This window comes from Flavobacterium sp. KACC 22761 (genome assembly GCF_034058155.1).
Classification (GTDB): domain Bacteria; phylum Bacteroidota; class Bacteroidia; order Flavobacteriales; family Flavobacteriaceae; genus Flavobacterium.
Genome location: NZ_CP139148.1, coordinates 4,113,087 through 4,138,212, shown reverse-complemented (window position 1 = coordinate 4,138,212; position 25,126 = coordinate 4,113,087). Strand labels below are relative to the sequence as shown.

Here is a 25,126-nt window from a genome sequence, read left to right as displayed (position 1 = left end):
GTAGGTAAAATAAATATCACATGAAAAAAAATACTTTATTTCTTTTGCTTTTTGTAGCATGCTGTTTTTTGGTGTCTTGTAGTACTTTCGATGATGGACGCGATATCGAAGGTTCTCAGAATAATGGAAACGGAAATGGAAGTGGAACTGTTGAAGAAAAGGCTGTTTTCAAGGCTAAAGTTGGGAGTGAAGAATTTGTTGCAAATACTACAACTGCAGTTGTGACCGATAATTTTGTATTAATAGCTGGCACAAGATCTTCTAAAGGTGATTTAATTCAAATTATTTTGCCAAGTAATAAAGTAGGAACATATACATGGGTAAACAGTAAAGAAAATGCTGAAAAATTTGTTTTGGCTTACGCCGAAGAAGTAGGTGGATATGGATTTGTTAGTGCTTCAAACGAAGATGCAGTCTTTTTAGGTGTAAAAAATTATACCGATACTGCAATTATTAAAATTACTGCCGTAGATAAAACAAAAAAAACAATTTCAGGTACTTTTCAATTTACAGGATTTAGAGAGACTGATAATGGTTCAACTGAAACTAAAGTAATTACAAACGGTACTTTTGTTAATGTACCTTATACAACAGATATTCCTGCAGATGATTCAGATCAAATTTTGAAAGCAAAAGTAAATGGGGTTGATTTTATTAATGATAAAGTTGATGTAACTGCTGTAAGTGCATCTGGTAGTAATCCGTATTATAGTATAGTTGGAAAAAAGAATGATGGGAGTGTAAGTGTTGGTTTGAGTATTAATAAATCATATGGAGCCGGAACTTATCAGGTTTCAACTAATTCATCAAATACGGGTGGCGCTCTTGAAAACGTTATTGCAGGTACTTTCAGAATAAATGATTACATATATACATCTAAATCTGGGTCAATAACAATTGTTTCAAAAACAGCAACAAAACTCGTGGGGACTTTTGATTTGGTCGTTCAAAATTTTAGTATAAATGATGAAAAGACAATTACAGGATCTTTTGATATAGATATCGAAGGTTTATAACAATTTATAGACTCGCTTAAAATCCGCCTTGTGCGGATTTTTTTTGGTAATACAATTTGATTTTATTAGTTTGGCTAATTAAATAGATATTGTACATTCCATTCTTGGCATAGTGATTGTCTATTTTATTGGTGTATCTTGTAAATCGAGATTTAGTTGGCTTTTTATTAAGAAATAATGAATTTCGAGCTTTATTTGCAAGTTGTATTAATCATTTAATGACAAAACGACTTATATATTATTATGTCAAATCATAAAATACTTACTATTGACAATCTGTCACTTCAGGAATTTGATTCCGAAGCAGAATTAATTCCATTATTAACTCCCGAAGACGAAGAAGAAATGAACAATGAGGAACTTCCGGTTTCTCTGCCAATTTTGCCTTTGCGTAATACCGTTTTATTTCCAGGTGTAGTTATTCCGATTTCAGCAGGAAGAGACAAATCAATCAGATTAATTAATGATGCCAATGCCGGTGGAAAAATCATTGGAGTAGTTTCTCAAATTAATGAGGAAGATGAAGATCCATCTAAAGATGATATTCATAAAATTGGAACTGTAGCTAGAATTCTTCGTGTTTTAAAAATGCCTGACGGAAATGTTACGGTTATTTTGCAAGGAAAAAAACGTTTTGAAATTGACGAAGTAGTTTCAGAAGAACCTTATATGAATGCAACCATCAAAGAAGTTGCAGAAGATAGGCCAGCAGAAAATGATACTGAATTTACAGCAATTTTAGATTCAGTAAAAGAATTGGCCATTCAGATTATCAAAGAAAGCCCAAATATTCCATCAGAAGCGACATTTGCAATTAAAAATATTGAAAGCCAATCGTTTTTGATCAATTTTGTTTCTTCAAACATGAATTTATCGGTAAAAGAAAAACAAGGGCTTTTATCAATAAATGGTTTAAAAGAGCGCGCTTTAGAGACTTTGCGTTATATGAATGTCGAACTTCAAAAATTAGAATTGAAGAATGACATTCAATCAAAAGTTCGTTTTGATTTAGATCAGCAACAAAGAGAATATTTCCTTCATCAGCAAATGAAAACCATCCAAGAAGAATTGGGAGGCGTTTCTCAAGAAGAAGAAATGGACGAAATGGGGCAAAAGGCGAAAACTAAAAAATGGGATGAAAAAACGCAGAAACATTTCGAGAAAGAACTGTCTAAAATGCGTCGCATGAATCCACAGTCGCCAGATTTCGGAATTCAACGAAACTATTTAGAATTGTTTTTAGAATTGCCTTGGGGCGAATATTCTAAAGATAAATTCGATTTGAAACATGCTCAAAAAATATTAGATAAAGATCATTTTGGACTTGATGAAGTGAAGAAAAGAATGATCGAACATTTGGCAGTTTTGAAATTGCGAAATGATATGAAATCACCAATTATATGTTTGACAGGGCCTCCGGGAGTTGGTAAAACTTCGATTGGGCGTTCGGTTGCAGAAGCTTTAGGTCGTGAATATGTGCGTATTTCATTAGGCGGTTTGCGTGATGAAGCGGAGATTCGCGGACACAGAAAAACATATATAGGAGCAATGCCAGGCCGAATCATTCAAAGTTTGAAAAAGGCAGGAACTTCAAATCCGGTCTTTATTTTAGATGAGATTGATAAATTATCTAACGGAAATTCTGGAGATCCATCATCTGCATTATTAGAGGTTTTAGATCCAGAACAAAACAATGCTTTTTATGATAATTTCCTTGAAATGGGTTATGATTTGTCTAAAGTAATGTTCATTGCGACCTCAAATAATATGGCAGCAATTCAGCCAGCGTTGCGCGACAGAATGGAAGTAATCAAAATGTCTGGTTATACGATTGAAGAAAAGGTTGAAATTGCAAAAAGACACCTTTTTCCAAAACAATTAGAGGCACACGGATTAACTTCTAAAGATTTGGCAATTGGCAAAAAACAATTAGAAAAAATTGTGGAAGGCTACACGCGTGAATCAGGCGTTCGTAATTTAGAAACTAAGATTGCTCAAGTAATTCGTAATGCGGCAAAAGCCGTTGCAATGGAAGAGGAATACAATAAAAAAGTTACAGATGAAGATATTGTAGCTGTTTTGGGAGTTCCAAGATTAGAGCGCGACAAATACGAAAACAATGATGTTGCTGGTGTTGTTACAGGATTAGCATGGACAAGTGTTGGAGGAGATATTTTATTTATAGAATCATTAATTTCTGAAGGAAAAGGAGCATTGACAATTACAGGAAATCTTGGAAATGTCATGAAAGAATCCGCTACAATTGCTTTGGAATATATTAAAGCCAATGCCAAGAAATTAGGATTGAGCACAGAGATTTTCCAAAAATATAATATTCACTTGCACGTTCCTGAAGGTGCAACTCCAAAAGATGGCCCAAGCGCTGGTATAGCAATGTTGACTTCATTGGTTTCATTGCTAACTCAAAAGAAAGTGAAAAAGAGTTTGGCAATGACGGGAGAAATTACGCTTCGTGGAAAAGTTTTACCAGTAGGAGGAATCAAAGAAAAAATTCTTGCTGCAAAAAGAGCTGGCATTAAAGAGATTATTTTATGTCACGAAAATAAAAGTGATATCGACGAAATTAAAGCTGAGTATTTAGATGGACTTTCTTTTCATTATGTAAAAGAAATGAGTGAAGTTCTAGCAATTGCACTTACAGATCAAAGTGTGAAAAATGCAAAACAACTGAAATAAGCTTAATCTTAAATTTCAATATTTAAATTCCAAATTCCAATTCTTTTATTGGAGTTTGGAATTTTTTTGTGCTGATTTTTAATGATTCTGGAATTTATTTTTGGTATAGTTGTTGATTTTGAGTTAATTATAAAAATTATTTTTTCTGTTATATAATTTTATCTTTGTATTTACGTTATTCCCACATAGGAACGTTCCAAAAACATGTTAAAACAGATTGTTTTATTTTTTATGTTGCTACTTTGTTCGAGTTCAATCGCGCAAGTAGGAGGGCGTTACACCTATCAATTTCTAAACCTGACATCATCGCCCAGGCAGGCTGCGTTAGGAGGAAAAGTTATTACGATTTATGATGAAGATGTTAACCAAGTGATGTTTAATCCCGCGGTTTTGAATGAAGATATGGATAATCATTTAGCAATGAATTACGGAAGTTATTATGGCGAAGCTTCTTACGGAACAGCATCGTATGCATATACTTACGACAGACACGTTCAAACTTTTTATGCTGGAGTAAGTTATGTCAATTACGGAAGCTTTGAGGGTTATGATGAAAATGGCCAAGCCACATCAGATTTTACAGGGAGTGAAGGCGCGCTAACACTCGGATATGCTTACAATGTTCCTTATACGGACTTGCATATTGGGGTAAATGGAAAGTTAATAACTTCGACTTTAGAGAGTTATAATTCAATTGGTGGAGCAATTGATGTGGGAATTATGTATCAAATTGAAAAAAATGATGTAAATTTGGCACTAGTATTTCGTAATATTGGAACACAGTTTACAACTTACTCAGGAATAAAAGAGAATTTGCCCTTTGAAATCATAGCAGGTGTTTCACAAGAATTAGAACATGTACCGCTTCGCTGGCATCTTACATTAGAAAATTTGCAGCAATGGAACATTTCTTTTTCGAATCCCGTTCGCGGAGAAACTAATATTGATGGATCAACAAGTGAGGAAAAAGTTTCATTTGTAAATAATGTGTTGCGACATGTCGCTTTTGGTATAGAATTATTTCCGCAAAGAGCATTCAATTTGCGTTTGGGATATAATTTTAGAAGGGGAGAAGAATTACGAATTGATGAACAGCGTAATTTTTCTGGGGTTTCACTAGGATTTGGTTTGAGAATGAATAAGTTGAAATTCAATTATTCTTATTCAAGATATACATTGGCAGCTAATACAAGTCTTTTTGGTCTAACTTTAAATTTTCAATAGTTAATGAAAATATTTACTTTATTTTTATTTATGACAGTAAGTGTTTTTTCGGGAGCAAAACACTACTTCAAAGCAGAAGAATCGACGATTACCAATGTCGAGATTGAAAGAATCAACAGTAGAATAACTGACATAAGAAACATGATTAATGCTGATAAGAGATATAATTCTAAAATCGCATTTTTGATTGATATGAAAGTGCCTTCTGGAAAAAACCGCTTTTTTGTTTACGATCTAGAAAAGAATGAAGTTATAGATCAAGGTCTTGTAGCTCACGGTTCTGGTTCAGAAACAGGTATTCAGGGCATGCTGAAGTTCAGCAACATGCCAAATTCTAATTGTACGGCTTTAGGCAGATATTCAATTGGAAAAACGTACAAAGGTATTTTTGGTAAAGCTTATAGATTAGCAGGTTTAGATGAAACAAATAACAAGGCCTTAGAAAGAGCTATTGTTTTGCACGCCTACTCTGCAGTTCCATTGGAAGAACAAGATCATTATATCAGCCGCAGCCACGGATGTCCAATGGTAAATGAGGAGTTTTTCAAAAGAATTCAAAAAATAATTGATAGTTCTAAGTCGAACATCATCATGGATATTTACTACTAAAGAATAGCTGAAAAAGTATTCTTTGGTTAAAAATTATTAAAGCTTTTTATTGTCAGAATCAGTACTGAATTTTGATAATTTAAAGCTTTTTTTGTTTAAAAGCAATAATTGTAAAAGTTATAAATCTTCGAAATAAAAATAAAGATGGTTACATTTGCAAGCCTTTAATTATAGAGAAATAAAAATTTAAAAATAAAAAATTGAAAAAGATTACCATTGCAATCGACGGATTTTCATCAACTGGAAAAAGTACTTTGGCAAAACAATTGGCAAAAGAGCTTGAATATGTATATGTAGATACTGGAGCGATGTATCGTGCGGTGGCTTTTTTTGCCATGCAACATGATTTTATTGGAACCGACTTTTTTAAAAAAGAAGAACTAATCGCGTCATTGCCTAAAATCCAGCTAGAATTCAAATTTAACTCCGATTTGGGTTTTGCAGAAATGTATTTGAACAGTGAAAATGTGGAAAAACAAATCAGAACTATTGAGGTGTCTAATTTTGTTAGTACAGTTGCTGCAGTTTCTGAAGTTCGTTCTAAATTAGTAGAACAACAGCAGGAAATGGGGAAAAACAAAGGAATTGTAATGGATGGGAGAGATATTGGAACAGTTGTTTTTCCTGACGCCGAACTTAAAATATTCATGACTGCCAGCGCAGAAACTCGTGCGCAGAGGCGTTTTGATGAATTGCAACAAAAGGGCGATAATGTCACTTATGAAGAGGTTTTGAAAAATGTAGTTGACCGCGACCATATGGATACACATCGTGAAGATTCGCCATTAGTAATTGCCGATGATGCAATCGAAATTGATAATTCTTACTTGAATAAAGAAGAGCAGTTCGCTGCGGTTTTGGAATTAATAAATGATGTTGTAAAAACCGCTTAATTTTTTGCAGATATTATTTTAAATGTTAGTTTTACCGCTTCATTTTATTTTAAAGACAATTTCATCATATGGGGATAAAATTAAGGCTGACTGTAATGAATTTTCTTCAATTTTTCGTTTGGGGAATTTGGTTGATTTCGTTAGGAGGATATATGGGGCAGGTTTTTGGTCCATTAGAAGGCGGTAGTGTAGGTTTATCAATAGGAAGAACTTATGGTTCTATGGGATGGGCAAGTTTGTTTATGCCGGCTTTGCTTGGGATAATCGCTGATAAATATTTTAGCGCACAGAAAGTTTTAGGGGTTTCACATATAATAGCAGGAATTGCTATTTTCTTCGCAACTAAAGCAGAAAATTCTACAGAAATGTATTGGGTGATTTTTGCGACAAGTTGCTTTTATATGCCAACTATTGCTTTAAATAACTCGGTAAGTTATGCGGTTTTAAATAAATTCCAATTTGATGTGCAAAAAGCCTTCACGCCAATTAGAGTTTGGGGTACAGTAGGTTTTATTATCGCAATGTGGATCACTGATTTGACAGATTGGAAGTCAAATACTGGACAATTTGTTTTTGCTTCTGTAGCGATGATTGTTACTGGATTGTTTTCGTTTACAATGCCTGATGTTCCAGCGGAGAATAAAAATACGAATCAATCGCTTTCAAGCAAGTTTGGATTGGATAGTTTTGTTTTGTTCAAGCAAAAGAAAATGGCAATATTTTTTGTTTTCGCCATGTTGTTAGGAGCTGCGCTTCAAGTTACAAATATGTTTGGTGACACTTTTATAAGAAGTTTTGGTGCTAATCCAGAATATCACGGAACTTTCGGAGTTGAACATTCGGTATTTATAATCTCATTGTCTCAAATTTCAGAAACGCTGTTTATTTTGACTATTCCTTTTTTCTTGAAAAGATTTGGTATTAAACAAGTAATGATGTTTAGTATGATTGCATGGGTATTGCGTTTTGCATTATTCGGAATAGGGAATCCTGGTTCGGGAGTTATTTTCCTTATTTTATCAATGATCGTTTACGGTATGGCTTTTGACTTTTTTAATATTTCAGGTTCATTGTTTGTTGAAAGAGAAGCTGATAGTAAAGTCAGATCTAGTGCTCAAGGATTATTCATGTTGATGACTAATGGAATTGGAGCAATTTTGGGAGGTGAATTCGCTGGAAGAACTGTGAGTTATTTCACAACTGGCAATACTGTTGAGTGGTCAAAAGTATGGTTTTCATTTGCAGCGTACGCTTTTGTTATTCTAATTTTCTTCACGTTTTTATTTAAGTATAAACATGATCCTAAAGAATTAGAGAATTTGAATCATTAACAAATTGATTAAGATGCTTAAACCCGAAAGATTGATAATCTTTCGGGTTTTCTTTTTTTAATATTTGAAGTAATTTTTGTCTAATCTAAATATGGTCTTCTATAGCAAATAAACCCGATCGGCTTTTAAAACCCGTCGAGTTTCGTTATTAATGTTCTCATGAAAACAAAAATTTCTAATATAGCCCCGATAGCAGTGGAAATCCTTTTATGGCGGTCCCGAGGCTTCGGGAGGCATAAAAGATTGAAACGGATAGCGGGACTAAGCGTCTTTTGAGACCTCAAATCTTCTGCTTCTGAATAATCAACTGATAATCATATCGGTTTTGTTTTGTTAATTCATAAAAATGTATTAATTTTGCAAACCTTTTGGCAGAGAAGAGTTTCCTTTAGGTATCAACCATTTATGTAAAACAACTTCTGTATTTTCTATCGCTTGGAGAAACTCGAGAAAAACAGAATACAAATTTTTTATCAGCATGTCTGAACAAACAAAATCACAAGAAGAGTTTTTAGCAAATTTTAACTGGCACAACTTCCAAGAAGGAATCGATGCAGTAGATGAAAAAAACTTACAAGAGTTTGAGGAACTAGTATCAAAAACTTTCATCGCTACAGATCAAGAAGAAGTAGTTGAAGGAGTTGTAGTTAGAATTACAGATAGAGACGTTATCGTTGATATCAATGCTAAATCTGAAGGTGTTATTTCTTTAAACGAATTTCGTTACAACCCAAATTTAAAAGTAGGTGACAAAGTAGAAGTATTAATCGACATCCGTGAGGATAAAACAGGTCAATTAGTATTATCTCACAGAAAAGCACGTACTATCAAATCTTGGGATAGAGTTATTGCAGCTAATGAAACTGGAGAAATCGTTAACGGTTTTGTTAAATGTAGAACTAAAGGAGGTATGATTGTTGACGTATTCGGTATCGAAGCGTTCTTACCTGGATCTCAAATTGACGTTAAGCCAATTAGAGACTACGATGTATATGTAAACAAAATGATGGAATTCAAAGTGGTAAAAATCAACCACGAATTCAAAAACGTTGTTGTATCTCATAAAGCGCTTATCGAGGCTGATATTGAAGTACAGAAAAAAGAGATCATCGGTCAATTACAAAAAGGACAAGTATTAGAAGGTGTTGTTAAAAACATTACTTCTTATGGTGTGTTCATTGACTTAGGTGGTGTTGACGGATTAATTCACATTACTGACCTTTCTTGGAGTAGAATCAACCACCCAAGTGAAGTTCTTGAATTAGACCAAAAATTAAACGTTGTAATCCTTGATTTCGATGATGAGAAAACAAGAATTCAATTAGGATTGAAACAATTAAACGCTCACCCATGGGATGCTTTAGATGCTAACTTAACTGTTGGTGACAAAGTTAAAGGTAAAGTAGTTGTAATCGCTGATTACGGTGCATTTATCGAAGTTGCTGAAGGTGTTGAAGGTTTAATCCACGTTTCTGAAATGTCATGGTCAACTCACTTACGTTCTGCTCAGGACTTCGTGAAAGTTGGAGATGTTGTTGAAGCAGTTATCTTAACTCTTGACAGAGATGATCGTAAGATGTCATTAGGTATCAAACAATTAACTCAAGATCCATGGACTGACATTACTTCTAAATACCCAGTAGGTTCTAAACATACAGGTATCGTTAGAAACTTTACAAACTTTGGTATTTTCGTAGAATTAGAAGAAGGAATTGATGGATTAATTTATATCTCTGACTTATCTTGGACTAAGAAAATCAAACACCCATCTGAGTTTGTAAACGTTGGTGAAAAACTTGATGTTGTTGTATTAGAGTTAGATGTTGAAGGACGTAAATTATCTTTAGGTCACAAACAAACTACTGCTAATCCTTGGGATCAATACGAAGATTCTTTCGCTGTAGGAACTATCCACAACGGTGAGATTTCTGAAATCGTTGACAAAGGAGCTACTGTAGAATTCGGAGATGATATCGTTGCTTTCATTCCTACTCGTCACCTTGAAAAAGAAGACGGAAAGAAATTGAAAAAAGGTGATACAGCTGATTTCAAAGTAATTGAATTTAACAAAGAATTCAAAAGAGTAGTTGCTTCTCACACTGCTATCTTCAGAGAAGAAGAAGAGAAAAACGTGAAAGCTGCAACTGAAAATACTTCATCTGCATCTTCTACAAATGCACCAGCTGCAACTTTAGGAGATAACAATGATGTATTAGCTGCATTAAAAGCTAAAATGGAAAAAACTGAGAAAAAATAATTCTTAGCCTTTTTATAAATAGAAAGTCCCACAGTAATGTGGGACTTTTTTTTGTTTCAAGTTTCGGGTTTCAAGTTCTTGTTAACCTGTTTTAGAAATATAGCTCGCGGTTTTAACCGCGGGAAACGTGTTGTGATATGCGTGATGTTCCCATGGTTAAAACCACGGGCTATATTTGTTTGTATTGTCTTATCTTTGAGATACACAGAGTGCGTATGTCTAAAATGAAATTTTGAATTTTAAGAATTGATGTTTGAATTTTGAGGAGCTATTCCTGCTCTCCGCTGTATTCCCGATAAATAAAAACTACGGCTAAAAAGCCTTGTTTTTCTAAATCGGGAGATGTCGCTTCGATCAAGGCTAGGGCAGTCGTTTTCAAAAGAAATTTTATTTTGCAGCTAATAATTTTGATTCTTCAGGAGTAAACTCAGGAACTATGTAATAAGAAGTTATATTTGCAATTTTTAATTCATCAAGAATATCTACAAGATTTCCGTAATTAGATTTTTTAGTTGGTTTTATAATAACAGTAATTCCTCTTCTAGTTTTGCCTTTCTGTTTTGAATATTTTAGCGCAATATTATTATAAGCGGCTAATTCTTTACGTATGCCATTTTTTCCGTAGCTTATAGTTTTTGGTCCTTTTTTAGGGCCTTCCAAGATTCCTATATAATAAATTAGTTTATCTTTTTCATCTAATAATATCGTAAAATTACGATTTTCTCCTTCATAACCGTAGCCACAATCTTCGCAATCACGTCCCATATTTAAATCTAAAGCTTTTGATTTCGACAATTCTCCAACAACCATAAAAAATATAATCAGTAAAAAAGAAACACTGACCATTGCGGTTAAATCAACTCTTGAATTTAGCTTTTTACTTCTGATTTTTTGTGGTAGATTTTTCATAGGAATGTGATTTTACATTAAAGTTAATGAAAATTTTATTCAGAAAATAAATCAAGATTTAAATACATGTTTTTAGATTCATTTTATTGGTAAGAAATAATTACAGATTGAGCATTAGATTCTAATTTGACTTTTTTGCCAAAAGTCAGCGCATGATTGTTTCTGATATGTCCTGCTGGAAAATCAAAAATAACAGGATAATCATACTCCTTTACTACATTTAAAATGATTTCACGTTGTGTGCCTCCAAATAAAATATTTTCTTCTGTTTTATAATCAAAATCACCAACAATAATTCCCTTTAAATCTTTCAAAAAGCCATTTCTTTTAAGTGTATACATCATTCGGTCAACTCGATACAAATCTTCACCAACATCTTCGATGAATAAAATTTTTCCTTTTGGATCAATATCAGAATTACTGCCTAACATTGACATGACGATCGATAAATTTCCGCCAATAAGAACTCCTTTGCTCGTACCCAATTTATTAAGCGGATTAGTAGTTACTTCATAACTAAGATCTTCACCAAACAAAGATTTATATAATGTTTCTTTTGCTTCAGGCGTCGCTCGCTTCATTCCGCCAGGCATTGTAGCGTGTATAGATGCAAATCCTAATCTATGAACTTGTTCATGAAGAGTGGTAATATCAGAATAACCAACAATCCATTTTGGATTTTTTTTAAAAGCCGTAAAATCCAATTGATCAATAATTCTGACCGTGCCATATCCTCCTCTGGAACACCAGATTGCTTTTATGTTTTTATTATCTAAAGCTTCTTGCATATCATTTTGTCTTTCTAGGTCGGTTCCAGCAAAATGATTGTGTCTTTTGAAAAGGTTTTTTCCTAATTTAATATTTAGCCCCCAACTTTTTGCAAGTTCAATTCCGGGATCAATTTCTGTTGAATCGGTTAAGAAACCTGCTGGCGCAACAATCATTATGGTATCGCCTTTTTTTAGATAAGGCGGAATTATATATTTTTTTATTGCTTTATCGGCTTCCGAAAGATAATTTTCTTGATAATTCATTTTATAAGCTGGGGATTTACATTGTATAAAAGTTAGTAAGATTAAAATACAGAGAAACGTTTTTGCGTGGTTGTTAACTATCATTTTGAGGTAAAGTTATGAAGTGTTTTTTAGCTTTTTGGTTCTTATTTTTTAAGCAGATTTTGTTTAATAAATACGATTTGAATTTAATAATTAAAAGATGTAAAATCCGACTCGAGCATAAAAATAATCAAAAATATTTTTATAATTAATGAGCTGTTTTATAGCGTGTTTTAAGAATATTTCAATCTTTTTTAAAATTATTTTGATTTTTTGTAAAACCAAAACAAATATAACGTCGTAAATGAGCTTATAACTTAAAATATTAATTATGAAAACTAGAAAATTTTTAGCGACAGCAGTTTTAGCTTTGACATTCGGATTTGTATCTTTTGCTCAAAAATCAGTTATGGTCGGGGGAGCCCCAATGTATCCAAACAAAAATATTATTGAAAATGCAGTAAATTCAAAAGATCACACCACTCTTGTTGCTGCTGTAAAAGCCGCAGATTTGGTGGAGACTTTACAAGGAAAAGGACCGTTTACTGTTTTTGCTCCAACAAACGCTGCTTTTGATAAACTGCCAAAAGGAACAGTTGAAACATTACTGAAACCAGAGAATAAAAAGAAATTGCAAACAATTTTGACTTATCATGTAGCGGCAGGAAAATGGAGCGCTGCTGATATTGCAAAAGCAATTAAAGATGGAAAAGGAAAAGCTTCTATTAAAACGGTAAGTGGCGGTACCCTTACTGCTTGGATGAAAGGTAAAGATTTATATATTAGTGATGAAAATGGTGGGCAAGCAAAAGTTACAATCGCAGATGTTAATCAGTCAAATGGTGTGATTCATGTAGTAGATGCTGTTTTGCTTCCAAAAAATTAATACTTAATAAAGTAAATATTTAAAATTCCAAATTCCATAAACTTGGAATTTGGAGTTTTAATTTTGAAGTTTTCAAATTATTTTTTTGCTGTCAAAGTGCTTCCTGCAGAAGCAACTATGACACAAACCACAGCTAAAATTTCATAAAAACTTAAATTTTCATTCAGGAAAATAAAAGCACAAATTGAAGCTGCTGCCGGTTCTAAACTCATTAAAATACTAAAAGTACGAGGAGGCAGTTTTCCTAAAGCTTTCATTTCTAAAGTAAACGGGATCGCACTTGATAATAAGGCAAGAGCGACGCCCATTCCGAAAAGTCTTGGTGTGAGATTTGCCAATCCGTTTTCGAAAATTCCAAAAGGCAAAACCAGAATTGCCGCCAACAACATTCCTGTTGAAACAGCCGTCCCTTCGTTCATTATTTTTGAAATTTTTCCTCCAAAAACAATATAACATGCCCATAATGCTCCTGCAAGCAGAGCGAAGATAACGCCCAAACTATCTAAACGGTCATTTGTCCATGGCGCAATCAATAAAATTCCGATTGCGGCTAATAGAACCCATAAATAATCAATAAGACGTTTTGATCCGATAATCGCAAGCAATAACGGACCAATAAATTCTAATGTTACCGCAAGTCCAATTGGAATTTTTTCGATTGCAAAATAAAAAATCAGATTCATGGCGCCCAAAGATAATCCATACGGAATGACAACTTTCCATTGCGCTTTTGTAATTTCTTTTAGATTTGGCCTGTAGGCAAGAAGCAAAATTATTGCCGAAACGCCAATTCTGATAGATGCAGTACCTGCTGCTCCAAGTGCTGGAAATAATGTTTTAGCAATTGCTGCGCCACATTGTACACTAATAATTGCAAGTAAAACCGCCTGAACAGGAGGAAGGTTGATTTTTTTAGTTTTCATAATTGAATTGCAGAAAAACGAAAATAAATTTCTGCGGAATAATTTCTGATTTTAATTGCCTAACGCGCGTTTTGTGACATAGGCGCGGTACCCAATGATTGCCATTTGCCATTTTTTGGCTTTTGAAATATCCAAACCTTGTTTGGTAAAACTTGGCAACAATACTTTGTTTAATTTAGCTAAGATTTTGTACATGGCAGATTTGTTTTTTCAAAGATATAAAAAAAGACCTTGCATTTTCTGCAAAGTCTTTTAGACTATAAAACTTGAAAATTAAATTTTTAGAATAAGATTTTGATTTCCTTCAGTTTCCTTATTTATAGCATTTTTTGGAGCTTGCATCCAGCCACTTTTGTTGATTACAAATTTAAATAGATGTGTTTTGTTTTTCTCCAATTGAGATAAAGGGACAGCTAACTCAAAGGTGTTTTTGTCTTTTCGAATCATCTGAAAATTTTTATCATCAGGATTCCAGTTATCAAAAGTGCCTGCAATTGAAACACTTTTTACTAAGTCGGCATTTAAAGCTTTGTCGTGTATGTAGCTGAAAATTATATTATTATTCATTATTTTGTATCCATAAATTCCAGACTGTTTTTTGTATTCGCTTAATAAATCATTTGAAAGACTCACAATGGCTTCGCCTAAAGCATTTGCAGTATTTTCATCGCTGATATTTACAATGATGGAAAGTCCCAATTGTCTTTCTGGATAAACAACGAGCATGTTTTGTGTTCCAAAAGCACCACCATGTTTCCAGCAACTTTTTCCGTTGTCGTCAACTTCGATATGATCCCAAAAATATCCATTCCAGATTGTCGAACTATTTAAAAGATTTCGTTGCGATTCCTGAACAATTTTATCTTTTGTATTTAATTCATAAACAATAAATTTGGTTAGGTCACCTAAAGTTGATTTTAATCGTCCGGCAGCTCCCCAAAGATTGTCAGAAATTTGAGGCATCAATGTACCTTTTAAATTATAACCATTTGCAACTACAACCTTTGGACTTAAATTTATTCCAGTTGAAGTCATTCTAAGTCTAGAAAGAATATGTTCCTTTAAAAGTGTTTCATAACTTTTATGATATACATTTTCTAGAATATGAGCTGTCAAGTTTAAGCTTCCGTTGCTGTATTTGAATTTGGTTCCAGGTAAAGTGTCTAACTGAATTGTTTTTAAATCTTCAAAGAATTTTTCGCGATTATATGATTCATCTAATCTTTTGAAAGCTAAATAACTACTGTCATTTCGATTTTTTCTTAATTCTGCAGTATCTGGAAGATCTTTATTAAAACCTGTTCTAAAAGAAACCAAATCTTTAATTGTGATAGGCGTTCCATTATATTGTAAATTTGGGTAGGAACCTGTGATGTATTTTCTAATATCATCATCTGGATTGAGTTTTCCTTCTAAAACTGCTTGAGCAGTAAGCAATCCTGTAAATAGTTTTGTTATGGATGCAACTTCAAAAACAGTATTGTTATTAGCAATATTCTCTTTTCCTTTGTCAATTTCTCCATAATGTCGGGTGTAAGATACTCCATTTTTTACAACTCCAATAGAAATAGAATTTGCTTTTGATTTTTGCATTAAAACCGAAGCTGCTTTGTCCATTGCAACAAAGATGCTGTTTTGCTGTGCGAAAATTGACAACGAAAAAAGCAAAAATAGGATGAAATAGTATTTTTTCATTTTATTGTTTTAAAATTAATTGCAATAGAAAAACCAGTGTTTTGGCACTGGTTTTTAAATTTTAAACTGAAAAGATTAAGCTTTCTTGTCTGCTTTTTCTTTTACTTTCATGTCCTTTTCATGTTGCTTCATATCTTTTGCATGCTGTTTCATTTGTTTTGCATGCTCTTTCATTTCTTTTTCATGTTGCTTCATGTCAAGTTCATAATCTTTCATGTCTTGCTCATATTGCTTCATGTGGTTTTCATATTCTTGAGAATCACTTCCAAATTTCATTTTCATATCAATATTGAATTTATCCATATTCATATTGAATTTTTGCATAGCAATTTCATATTGTTCCATTTGTTTTTCAAAAACGGCTTCACGTTGCGACATGATTGCATCAACTTGTTTTTCGTAAGCGTCCATCTGAGGTTCCCATTCTTCCATTTTTTTCTCAAACTCTTTCATGTCTTTCTCAAATTGAGCCCATGCTACTTTATCATTTGGATTTTTAGGAGCTTTAGGGGCTTTAGGTATTTTAGACATATCGATTGCAGGAATTGGAGGCATTGGTCCAGTTGGGAAAACTGGTGCAACAGGAGGAACAGGAGCTACCATGCCTGGTGCGCTTGGTCGAGCAGGAGCATCCGGAGCGTCATCTGAACCTTTAAAATCTTTAATTATGATATTTTGTCTCTCCACAACAACAGGATGATCCAATTGATCATCAGTAGTCAAAGTAATGTTTTTAGAACCTTTATCATCTGTATTTAGTGCAATATTGCAATCTTTTATTGCTTTAGTGCTGTTCAATTCAATGATTTGTTTTGTGCCATTTTCTTTCGCGATTTGAACTTTGATGCTTGTAATTTCGTTATCGCCGTTTCTTTTTACATTCGAAACGATAAGATCAACATTGTGTTCTTTTTTTAATTTTGATGCTAAATCCTTTAGTTCTTGATCTGTAGTTGATTTTGTGATTTTGAAAATATTTAGATCTTCGTTTTTAGAAACAACAGCTTCTTTTTCAGCGGCGCCTTTCTTCTCTTGAGCAATCGTTTTAATTTGGAATAAAAATACAAAAGCTGCAAGCGCCGGAATTACAGCATAATATTTCCAGTAATTCCATTTTTTTGATTGATTTTTGTTTAACATGACAATTCGTTTTTTGATTAATGATTGATAAAAATGATTGGTGATTGCAACACAAGTTTCATGTGTTGTTATTTTTAAAAGCGTGTACTGATACGCTTTTTTGTCTGATAATTTTTTTGAAGCCTCATTGTCGGCAATAAATTCTAAGTTCTGCAGAATTGCTTTTTTGTAAAGCCAGATAATTGGATTGAACCAAAAAAGAATACAGAAAATCCTAGAAATTATTACATCGACTGTATGATATTGGTCGCTGTGCACTTTTTCATGTTCTAAAATGCTTTGTAATTCTGCTTCGCTGTACAGTGATGAGTTGTACACGATATAATCGAAATAAGAAAAAGGAGCAATATTTTCTGTAACATCAACAAATTTGAAATCTTCTTGTTGCTTGATGCTTTTTCCTTTTAAAACCGAATTCAAACTGTAAAAATCGATAGCAAATTTTAGCATAAAGGCAGCAAATCCAATGGCATAAATAGCCAATGAAACTAAATTCCAGTTTATTTCAAAAGGTTCTTCTTCAACAGTTGGCAAATGATTATAGGTTGAAACATAATCGTGATTAACGGAAGTAGTTGCTGTTTGAACGACAGGTGAATATAAAATAGGCGCAGGATCTACCCAAACTACTTTTGTGTAAATCACAAAAGGCAATACAACTGAAGTTATCAATCCTGCCAATAAAAAATACCTGTTGCTGGTAAAAAAAGTCTCTTTTCGCAGTAAAAAATAATAAGCAAAATAGAACAAAGCGATTAAAGCGCCCGATTTGATGATAAAAGTGAAAAGTGCTTCCATGACTATTATTTTTCTTCTTTTGGATTTTCTATCATTGCTAAGATTTCTCGTAATTCGTTTGCCGAAATTTTTTCTTCTTTGGCAAAAAACGAAACCATACTTTTATATGAACTGTTGAAATAATTATCAATTGCAGTACTCATAAAGCCTTTTCTGTATTCTTCAATACTCACGATCGGATAATATTGATGCGTATTTCCAAAAGCATTATGATTGACATATCCTTTCTCTTCGAGATTGCGAACAATAGTCGAAAGCGTATTATAATGCGGTTGTTCTTCAGTAATTTCAGCCTGAATTTCTTTTACAAAAGCTTTTTTAAGCTTCCATAAAATGTGCATTATCTCTTCTTCTTTGTTGGTTAACTTTTGCATTATTTTGGTTTTGGCTGTTAAAAATAGTTTTGTTAGATCTATTTAATTTTTTGTATCAATAATAAGAACACCATTTTTTCCTTCTTCACCATATTTCTTTATGGCATTTTCTTCAGTAAGAAGTGTTAAGGATCTAACATTCAATTTGGCTATATCATCTCCAGTGGTCACATTTTTGTTCACAACTCCATTAACAATTACTAATTGTGGTAAATTTTTAGAAACATTTTCACCATTCGTAAATATCATAAACTTTTTGCCTTGTTTATTGTCACTATTTACACTTACGCTGACAGATGTATTTGTATTTACATTATCGCTAGAATTTGCGCTACTACTTGTAGTAACGCTTGTATGAGTATTATCAGTAGTTTTAACATCACAATTTACTTTAGAATTTTGAACATTTTTTACTTCAACCTTTCTTTCTTTATTGACAACTTTTATCTGATTTTCTAGATTTTCAGAAACAAAATCAATTTTTATAGATCCGTCATCTTCTGTTGTAACAACAATTTGGCAATCTTTAATGGCTTTGCTTCCATCAACCATAAAAGCTTGATTTTGTTCAGAGCCTTTTTTTAACTCAACTTTAATAGCAGTAATTTCGTTGTTTGAGTTTCTTTCAACGTCGGAAATTGAAGCTTCAACATCGTGTTTTTTCTTTAAATTTTCTGCAATTTCTTTTAACTGTTGATCTGTAGTTGCTTTTGTGATTTTATAAGTGTCTGTAGAATTACTTTCTTTAGAAACTTCTTTTTTGCTGGTTTGCGGTCTTTCTTTTGCAATTACTTCGACTTGAAAAAATAAAACAAAAGCTATAAGCGCTGGAATTACGACGTAGTATTTCCAAGAATTCCTTTTTCGTGATTGATTTTTGTTTAACATAACAATTCGTTTTTTGATTAATGATTGATAAAAATGATTGGTGATTGCAATACAGCTTTCGTGAGTTGTGATTTTTAAAAGCGTGTATTGATAAGCTCTTTTGTCTGACAATTTTTTTGCTGCTTCTTTATCAGCAATAAATTCCAGATTTTGAGCGATTGCTTTTTTATAAAGCCAGATCACTGGATTAAACCAAAAAAGCAGACAAAAAATGCGGGCTACCAAAACATCTGCAGTATGATTTTGATCGCTGTGCACTTTTTCGTGCTCTATGATATTCTCTAATTCTGATGGAGTGTACATTGATGAGTTGTACACGATGTATTCAAAATAGGAGAAGGGAGCAATATTTTCGTTGGTGTCGATAAATTTGAAATCAGCTTGTTGTTGGATTTTCTTTCCTTTTAAGATAGATTGCAGACTGTAAAAGTCTAAGGCAAATTTTATTAATAAGACTAAAAAACCGAGGCCATAAACTGCTAGAAGAACATAATTCCAGTTGATTACAAAAACTTCCTTAGGAGTAGTTTGTGAAAGAGGCACTTGTGATAAAACAAAATTTGAAACAGGAGTAGGGTTGACCAAGATAGTTTTGGTATAAACCAAAAAAGGCAATAAAACCGAGGTTCCTAAACCTGCTAATAAAAACCATCTATTGGTATTAAAGAATGTTTCTTTGCGAAGCAAAAAATGATAAACACAAAAGAACATTACAACCAAACCTGCTGATTTTGCTATGTATATGAAAAGTGCTTCCATAATCGACTATTTTTCTTCTTTTGGATTTTCAATCATATCCAAGATTTCACGTAATTCTGCGGCTGAGATTTTTTCTTCTTTCGCAAAAAACGAAACCATGTTTTTATAAGAACTATTGAAATAATTGTCAATAGCAGTTTTCATATACTTTTTGCTGTACGCTTCTAAAGTAATTATTGGATAATATTGATGCGTATTTCCAAAAGCATTGTGCGCTACAAAACCTTTTTCTTCAAGATTGCGAACAATAGTCGAAAGTGTATTGTAGTGCGGTTGATCTTCAGTAATTTCTGCCTGAATTTCTTTTACAAAAGCTTTTCTAAGCTTCCATAAAATGTGCATGATTTCTTCTTCTTTGTTGGTTAACTTTTGCATGTCTCCTAATTTTAATTCAAACCTACAACTATTTTTTTAGTTACACAACTATAAATATAGTTATTTAACTATTTTTTAAGTTTGAATTTGGGATTTAGGCGCGTGAAATTATTTCAATTTAAAATTAATAAATTGATTTTAAATAAGTTAAGAAGGGATAAACTTTATGATTCTTTTTTGGGATGCACTAATTCATTAAGCCAAAAACAGCAAAGTAATGCTAGTAAACCCAGTGTTCCCATAATAAACCAATTGATTTGGTAGTCATAATGCGCAATAATTTCCAGTCCTGTTTTAGAACTGACAATATGAGCCAGACTGAAACTCATGGTATAAAAACCCATATATTGGCCTTCCTGTCCTTTTGGTGCGCGACTTAATGCTACTGCATTCACAAACGGGAAAGAGAAAATCTCTCCAAATGTGAGTAATACAATACTAATTACAAGAATTCCAACCCAGGAATCAAACAGTAAAATAAAATAGCCAGTGGCAATAAAAAAGCAACCGTAAGCAATATTTTTAATTTTATTTACTCCTTTTCGCTCCAGCGTACTTACAATTGGCATTTCTAATAGAAATACTAATAAACCATTTATAGATAAAAGCATACCAGTTTGAAATTCGCTAAGTCCAAACTTTTCATTATGATATAAAGGCAAAGTTGAAAATATTTGCAGAAAAACCATAAATGTAACAAAACTGATAAAAAGCAGTAACCAAAAAGGTTTGTCTTTATAGATGGATTTTGGCAAATCTGATAAAGCGATATTTTCTTTATTTATTGGTTTCTTTTTTTCCTTAATATAAAATGCGAAAATTGAAATTGCAATCATACAAGTAATACCGTCAACCCAAAATAGGCCTTGATATCCCATTCCTATAATTATTAATCCGCCTAATGCCGGACCAGCAGTGAAGCCAAGATTTACTGCTAAGCGTACTAATGACAATGCACGAACTCTGTTTTCTGGTTTTGCGTACACACTTAGTGACACAAACATGGCAGGACGAAACATATCTGAAATTGCCATTATTACAAACATGGCAAAACATAATCCCCAAAATGTTGTGACAAATTGCAATAAGATAAATAGAATTCCGCTTGTAAAAAGGCTGAAAATCATGATTTTGTAAAACCCAATTTTGTCACTCAATTTTCCTCCTAACCAAGAACCTAACATAGAACCTAATCCAAAGGAAACCATAATCCAGCCCACTTCGCCATAAGTAAATTGTAAGTCTTCTTTTAAATATTTAGATAAAAAGGGCAAAACCATTGTTCCTGCTCTATTGATAAAAGTAATTAATGCAAGAATCCAAACTTCGTGAGTGAAACCCTTAAAATTATTAATGTAGCGACCTAAGGCAGTTTTAAGCATTGTAGAATTATTCTTATTTTCAACAAAGTTAGGAAACTTTGTCACGTTTTGCCGTTGTTGCTTTGTTACTTTTGAACTATTTTTGCAGAAAATTTCTAAGATGAAAAAAGTAATTGTACTTGTTGTATTGATGATTTTGAATTTTGGTTATAGCCAAAAAAAGTTTAGTTACGCAAATGTTGCAAATTTTCAAACTACAATCAATTCCGAATATGCTGACGCTAAGACTAGTCCGTTGATGGAAGAGGATTTGAAGACTTTTAAATCGCTAGATTTTTATCCGATTAATGAGAAATATTTTGTAGTTGCAAAGTTTGAAAAAGCGAAAAATGAAAAAGTTTTCGAAATGAAAACTACAGGAACCAGAACTCCAAAATATATAAAATACGGAACACTGTCTTTTACTTTAGAAGGAAAAGCACTGAAGCTGAATGTTTACAGAAGTATTGATCTTTCAAAACAAGAACAATATAAGGATCATTTATTTTTGCCTTTTTCTGACTTGACTTGCGGAAAAGAAAGCTATATCGGCGGAAGATATATTGATTTGAAAATCCCAAAAGGAAACACAATTGTAGTCGATTTTAATCAGGCTTATAATCCGTATTGTGCTTATAATCATAAGTATTCTTGTCCGCTTGTTCCTTTAGAAAATGATTTGAATATTGAAATCAAAGCAGGAGTTAAAACGTTTCATTAATGGGATTTTTTAATTTTCATACGCACCAGTTTACAAATCAATCCAATGTATTGGAATTGGTAAATCAATATCCACATGAATTTGATGCATCAATTCCGTTTTATTCCATCGGAATTCATCCGTGGTATATTTTAGAAGAAAGATTGGAATCGGATTTGAAAATTATAGAAGAAAAACTTCAGACAGAAAATTGTTTGGCAATTGGCGAATGCGGATTGGATAAACGAATAGAACAGCCTTTTGAAATTCAGATTTCAGTTTTTGAAAAACAATTGGCTTTGGCCGAAAAATATAAAAAGCCAGTCGTAATTCATTGCGTTGCGGCTTTTCAAGAAGTGATAGAAATCAAAAAGAAATTGAAAATTTCGGTTCCAATGATTATTCACGGATTTTCAAAGAATAAGCAAGTTGCAGAACAATTATTAAAAGAAGGTTTCTACATTTCATTTGGAAAATATCTTCTAAAAAATCCGGAGCTAAAAACGGTTTTTCAGAATATTCCAAATAATAAATTTCTGCTAGAAACTGATACAATTGAAGAAGGTATTCAACAGGTTTACGATTTAGCAGCAGAATATAAAGGTTTAAATTTAAAAGAATTACAGGAGATTATTTCAAGTAATTATAAGGCAGTTTTTGACAATTAAGGTTGTCACCCTGAGCGAAGTCGAAGGGCGCTCCAATTAGTACGTGGGCTTCGACTTCGCTCAGCCTGACAAGTGCTAAACTTGAAACGTGAAACCTGAAACTTGAAACAAGATTAACAAAAACAACAAAAAAATATAATATGGCAGAGTGGACAGAAAGAGCCGAGCTTTTATTTACAAAAGAAGGATTAGAGAATTTACAGAATGCTAATGTATTGGTAGTAGGATTAGGCGGTGTTGGGTCATTTGCAGCTGAATTTTTAGCAAGAGCGGGAGTTGGAAACATGACAATTGTTGACGGCGATGTAGTTGATATTACAAACATCAACAGACAATTACCTGCATTACATTCAACTGTTGGCGAGCCAAAAATTACAATTGTTGGTGATCGTTTAATGGATATTAATCCAGAATTGAAACTGACACGTGTAAAAGAATTTTTATCGCCAGAACGTGCCTTCGAAATTGTTTCGCCAGAGTTTGATTATGTTTTGGATTGCATTGACAGTATTACTCCGAAATTAAATTTGATTATTGCAGCAAAACGCAAAAGAGTCAAAATTATAAGCAGCATGGGAGCAGGAGGAAAGATGTTGGCATCTAAAGTAAAAGTTGCAGATATTTCGAAAACAATCAACTGCTATTTTTCAAAAACAATCCGTAAAAGATTGAAGGCAGCGAAAATCAATAAACTAAAAGTGGTTTTTTCATCAGAAATTCAAAACGAAAAAAGTTTAAAATTAACTGACGGAAAAAACTTTAAAAAATCTTTCTACGGAACAAACAGCTACATGCCAGGATTATTTGGACTTCATGCAGCTGAAACAGTAATTCGCTATTTGATTACAAACAAAAAAGAATAAAAAAGGTACTAAGATGCTAAGTTTCTAAGTTTCTAAGATTAAAAAAAACAGAAATTTAAAAGATTAGCCTCTTAAAAAAACCTTAGAACCTTAGTCCCTCAGAACCTTAGCACCTTAAAAAAAAATGATTAAAACAGTAATTTTTGATATGGATGGCGTGATTGTCGATACAGAACCCGTTCATCGTTATGCTTATTACAAACAATTTTCAGAATTAAATATTGAAGTTTCAGAAGAAATGTACACTTCATTTACTGGATTTTCAACTCGAAATACTTTTCAGACGCTGAAAGGATTTTTTCCAGTAATTGATCAAGAAGTCGAAGATTTGATTCAAAGAAAAAGAAGCATTTTTAATGATGCTTTTGATACAAAAGAAGATTTGTTTCTGTTAGATGGTGTTGAAGATTTGATTAAAGATTTATATGCGAATAAAATTCAGTTGATTTTAGCTTCATCAGCAGCAAAAGTTACTATTGAGCGTGTTTTTACTCGATTTAATTTGCATCAATATTTTTCGCATATTGTGAGCGGTGAAGATTTTCCGCAATCAAAACCCAATCCAGCGATTTTCAACCATGCCGCTTCTTTGTCAATTGCGCCAAAAGAGGATTGCATTATCATTGAAGATAGCACAAACGGTATTAAAGCAGCAAAAGCGGCAGGGATTTATTGTGTAGGTTACAGAAGCGAGAATTCAAACTTGCAAGATCTTTCAGATGCTGATTTAGTTATAAATCATTTCAGTGAGTTAAGTGCTCAAAAAATATCACAGATCACTGTCTGAATTAAGTTAAATTTAACATTTGTTACCTAATTGAATTTGTAAATTTGAACAGAAACAAATAAAATTCTAAAATGAAAAAAATACTTATTGCATTTGCGATACTAATAGCGCCTTTTGCTTCACACGCACAAATAAAAACACCACAGGCGAGTCCAAAAGCTTACATTAAGCAAACTGTTGGTTTAACTGATGTTGAAGTGACATACTCAAGACCTGGTGCAAGAGGAAGAGCAGTTTTTGGAAATTTAGTTCCGTTCGGGAAATTATGGAGAACGGGAGCTAACGAAAATACGATTATCAATTTTAGTGATGATGTTGTAATTGATGGAAAAACTTTGAAAAAAGGTAAGTACTCGATTTATACGATTCCTAAAATTGAAAGCTGGGAAATTATTTTTTACTTGTCGACAGATAACTGGGGATTGCCAGAAAACTGGAGCGATGCTTATGTAGCATTGAGAACTACAGTTAAAGAAGAAGCATTGCCAACTCCAGTAGAAACTTTTACGATAGGAATTAATGGTTTAGATCAAAATTTTGCTTACTTGGAAATGGCTTGGGAAAACTCTCATGTGGCGCTGAAATTTGAAGTGCCAACAGCAAAAACAGCTACTGCAAGTATCGAAAAAACTTTGGCAGGACCAACATCAAACGATTATTATGCTGCAGCTCAATATTTATTTTCATCTAACGGAAATATTGATACTGCAAGAACTTACGTTGACAAATCTTTAGATATGGTTACTGATAAACCGTATTACATCTTAAGATTGAAATCAATTATTCAAGCTAAGCAAGGTGATAAAAAAGGTGCAATTGAAACTGCAAAAGCTTCATTAGCAGCTGCTGAAACAGCAAACAATCAAGACTATGTAAAAATGAATAAAGACAGTATCGCTGAGTGGAGCAGATAATTTG

At 32.9% G+C, this 25,126-nt stretch carries 23 protein-coding genes; 13 read left to right on the top strand and 10 right to left on the bottom strand.

The genetic code is table 11. The annotated features are described in order from the left end of the window. Nucleotides 1–20 precede the first annotated feature (20 nt). The 7 genes from SCB73_RS17930 to rpsA all read left to right on the top strand — a co-directional run bounded on the left by SCB73_RS17930 (nt 21) and on the right by rpsA (nt 10,027). Nucleotides 21–1,016 (top strand): DUF6252 domain-containing protein, encoded by a 996-nt coding sequence (locus SCB73_RS17930; protein WP_320567559.1) that lies wholly within the window; start codon nt 21–23, stop codon nt 1,014–1,016. Between the two features lie 243 nt (nt 1,017–1,259). After that, nucleotides 1,260–3,713: an endopeptidase La gene (lon, locus tag SCB73_RS17925; protein ID WP_320567558.1), complete on the top strand. Its 2,454-nt coding sequence runs from the start codon at nt 1,260–1,262 to the stop codon at nt 3,711–3,713. Between the two features lie 204 nt (nt 3,714–3,917). Continuing rightward, nucleotides 3,918–4,937, top strand: a complete 1,020-nt coding sequence (gene porQ / locus SCB73_RS17920) for a type IX secretion system protein PorQ (protein WP_320567557.1) — start codon at nt 3,918–3,920, stop codon at nt 4,935–4,937. Nucleotides 4,938–4,940: 3 nt separating this feature from the next. Next, nucleotides 4,941–5,546, top strand: a complete 606-nt coding sequence (locus SCB73_RS17915) for a murein L,D-transpeptidase catalytic domain-containing protein (protein WP_320567556.1) — start codon at nt 4,941–4,943, stop codon at nt 5,544–5,546. A 200-nt stretch (nt 5,547–5,746) separates the two neighbouring features. Then, nucleotides 5,747–6,439: a (d)CMP kinase gene (cmk, locus tag SCB73_RS17910; RefSeq protein ID WP_320567555.1), complete on the top strand. Its 693-nt coding sequence runs from the start codon at nt 5,747–5,749 to the stop codon at nt 6,437–6,439. Between the two features lie 68 nt (nt 6,440–6,507). Continuing rightward, nucleotides 6,508–7,770 (top strand): nucleoside permease, encoded by a 1,263-nt coding sequence (locus SCB73_RS17905; protein WP_320567554.1) that lies wholly within the window; start codon nt 6,508–6,510, stop codon nt 7,768–7,770. Between the two features lie 478 nt (nt 7,771–8,248). Then, nucleotides 8,249–10,027, top strand: coding sequence for a 30S ribosomal protein S1 (gene rpsA / locus SCB73_RS17900; RefSeq protein ID WP_320567553.1), 1,779 nt, complete (start codon nt 8,249–8,251; stop codon nt 10,025–10,027). Between the two features lie 387 nt (nt 10,028–10,414). Here the strand turns inward: rpsA and SCB73_RS17895 are convergent, their stop codons facing one another. Together SCB73_RS17895 and SCB73_RS17890 are read right to left on the bottom strand one after the other, a co-directional pair. Further along, complete coding sequence (locus tag SCB73_RS17895) at nt 10,415–10,936, bottom strand: ExbD/TolR family protein (protein ID WP_320567552.1); 522 nt, start codon at nt 10,934–10,936, stop codon at nt 10,415–10,417. Nucleotides 10,937–11,019: 83 nt separating this feature from the next. Further along, on the bottom strand, nt 11,020–11,970 hold the full coding sequence (locus SCB73_RS17890; protein ID WP_320567551.1) for a S66 peptidase family protein: 951 nt from the start codon (nt 11,968–11,970) through the stop codon (nt 11,020–11,022). A 352-nt stretch (nt 11,971–12,322) separates the two neighbouring features. On the opposite strand from SCB73_RS17890, the gene SCB73_RS17885 reads away from it, so the two are divergent. Next, a complete protein-coding gene (locus SCB73_RS17885) occupies nt 12,323–12,877 on the top strand; it encodes a fasciclin domain-containing protein (protein ID WP_320567550.1) in 555 nt (184 codons plus the stop codon). 77 nt (nt 12,878–12,954) lie between these two features. Here the strand turns inward: SCB73_RS17885 and SCB73_RS17880 are convergent, their stop codons facing one another. The 8 genes from SCB73_RS17880 to SCB73_RS17845 form a co-directional block, all read right to left on the bottom strand. Beyond that, nucleotides 12,955–13,800 (bottom strand): EamA family transporter, encoded by an 846-nt coding sequence (locus tag SCB73_RS17880; protein ID WP_320567549.1) that lies wholly within the window; start codon nt 13,798–13,800, stop codon nt 12,955–12,957. A gap of 51 nt (nt 13,801–13,851) precedes the next feature. Beyond that, nucleotides 13,852–13,995 (bottom strand): SsrA-binding protein, encoded by a 144-nt coding sequence (locus tag SCB73_RS17875; protein ID WP_320567548.1) that lies wholly within the window; start codon nt 13,993–13,995, stop codon nt 13,852–13,854. A 78-nt stretch (nt 13,996–14,073) separates the two neighbouring features. Then, nucleotides 14,074–15,495, bottom strand: a complete 1,422-nt coding sequence (locus SCB73_RS17870) for a serine hydrolase (RefSeq protein WP_320567547.1) — start codon at nt 15,493–15,495, stop codon at nt 14,074–14,076. 75 nt (nt 15,496–15,570) lie between these two features. Then, complete coding sequence (locus SCB73_RS17865) at nt 15,571–17,433, bottom strand: M56 family metallopeptidase (RefSeq protein WP_320567546.1); 1,863 nt, start codon at nt 17,431–17,433, stop codon at nt 15,571–15,573. 5 nt (nt 17,434–17,438) lie between these two features. Then, nucleotides 17,439–17,807 carry a BlaI/MecI/CopY family transcriptional regulator gene (locus tag SCB73_RS17860; RefSeq protein ID WP_320567545.1) on the bottom strand — a complete coding sequence of 123 codons (369 nt, stop codon included), beginning with the start codon at nt 17,805–17,807 and terminating at the stop codon, nt 17,439–17,441. A gap of 42 nt (nt 17,808–17,849) precedes the next feature. Beyond that, nucleotides 17,850–19,454 carry a M56 family metallopeptidase gene (locus SCB73_RS17855; RefSeq protein ID WP_320567544.1) on the bottom strand — a complete coding sequence of 535 codons (1,605 nt, stop codon included), beginning with the start codon at nt 19,452–19,454 and terminating at the stop codon, nt 17,850–17,852. A 6-nt stretch (nt 19,455–19,460) separates the two neighbouring features. Next, entirely contained in the window at nt 19,461–19,829 is a 369-nt protein-coding gene (locus SCB73_RS17850; protein ID WP_320567543.1) for a BlaI/MecI/CopY family transcriptional regulator, read from the bottom strand. 164 nt (nt 19,830–19,993) lie between these two features. Next, nucleotides 19,994–21,211, bottom strand: a complete 1,218-nt coding sequence (locus tag SCB73_RS17845) for an MDR family MFS transporter (RefSeq protein ID WP_320567542.1) — start codon at nt 21,209–21,211, stop codon at nt 19,994–19,996. 100 nt (nt 21,212–21,311) lie between these two features. Here SCB73_RS17845 and SCB73_RS17840 point away from each other — a divergent pair, with 100 nt between their 5' ends. The 5 genes from SCB73_RS17840 (at nt 21,312) to SCB73_RS17820 (ending at nt 25,122) form a co-directional block, all read left to right on the top strand. Next, nucleotides 21,312–21,911 (top strand): DUF1684 domain-containing protein, encoded by a 600-nt coding sequence (locus tag SCB73_RS17840; protein WP_320567541.1) that lies wholly within the window; start codon nt 21,312–21,314, stop codon nt 21,909–21,911. Then, on the top strand, nt 21,911–22,558 hold the full coding sequence (locus SCB73_RS17835) for a TatD family hydrolase (RefSeq protein ID WP_320567540.1): 648 nt from the start codon (nt 21,911–21,913) through the stop codon (nt 22,556–22,558). The genes SCB73_RS17840 and SCB73_RS17835 overlap by 1 nt, the downstream gene beginning before the upstream one ends. A 140-nt stretch (nt 22,559–22,698) precedes the next feature. Continuing rightward, nucleotides 22,699–23,421, top strand: a complete 723-nt coding sequence (locus SCB73_RS17830) for a tRNA threonylcarbamoyladenosine dehydratase (RefSeq protein ID WP_320567539.1) — start codon at nt 22,699–22,701, stop codon at nt 23,419–23,421. 124 nt (nt 23,422–23,545) lie between these two features. Beyond that, on the top strand, nt 23,546–24,208 hold the full coding sequence (locus SCB73_RS17825; protein WP_320567538.1) for an HAD family hydrolase: 663 nt from the start codon (nt 23,546–23,548) through the stop codon (nt 24,206–24,208). 71 nt (nt 24,209–24,279) lie between these two features. Continuing rightward, nucleotides 24,280–25,122 (top strand): DUF2911 domain-containing protein, encoded by an 843-nt coding sequence (locus tag SCB73_RS17820; protein WP_320567537.1) that lies wholly within the window; start codon nt 24,280–24,282, stop codon nt 25,120–25,122. Nucleotides 25,123–25,126 lie beyond the last annotated feature (4 nt).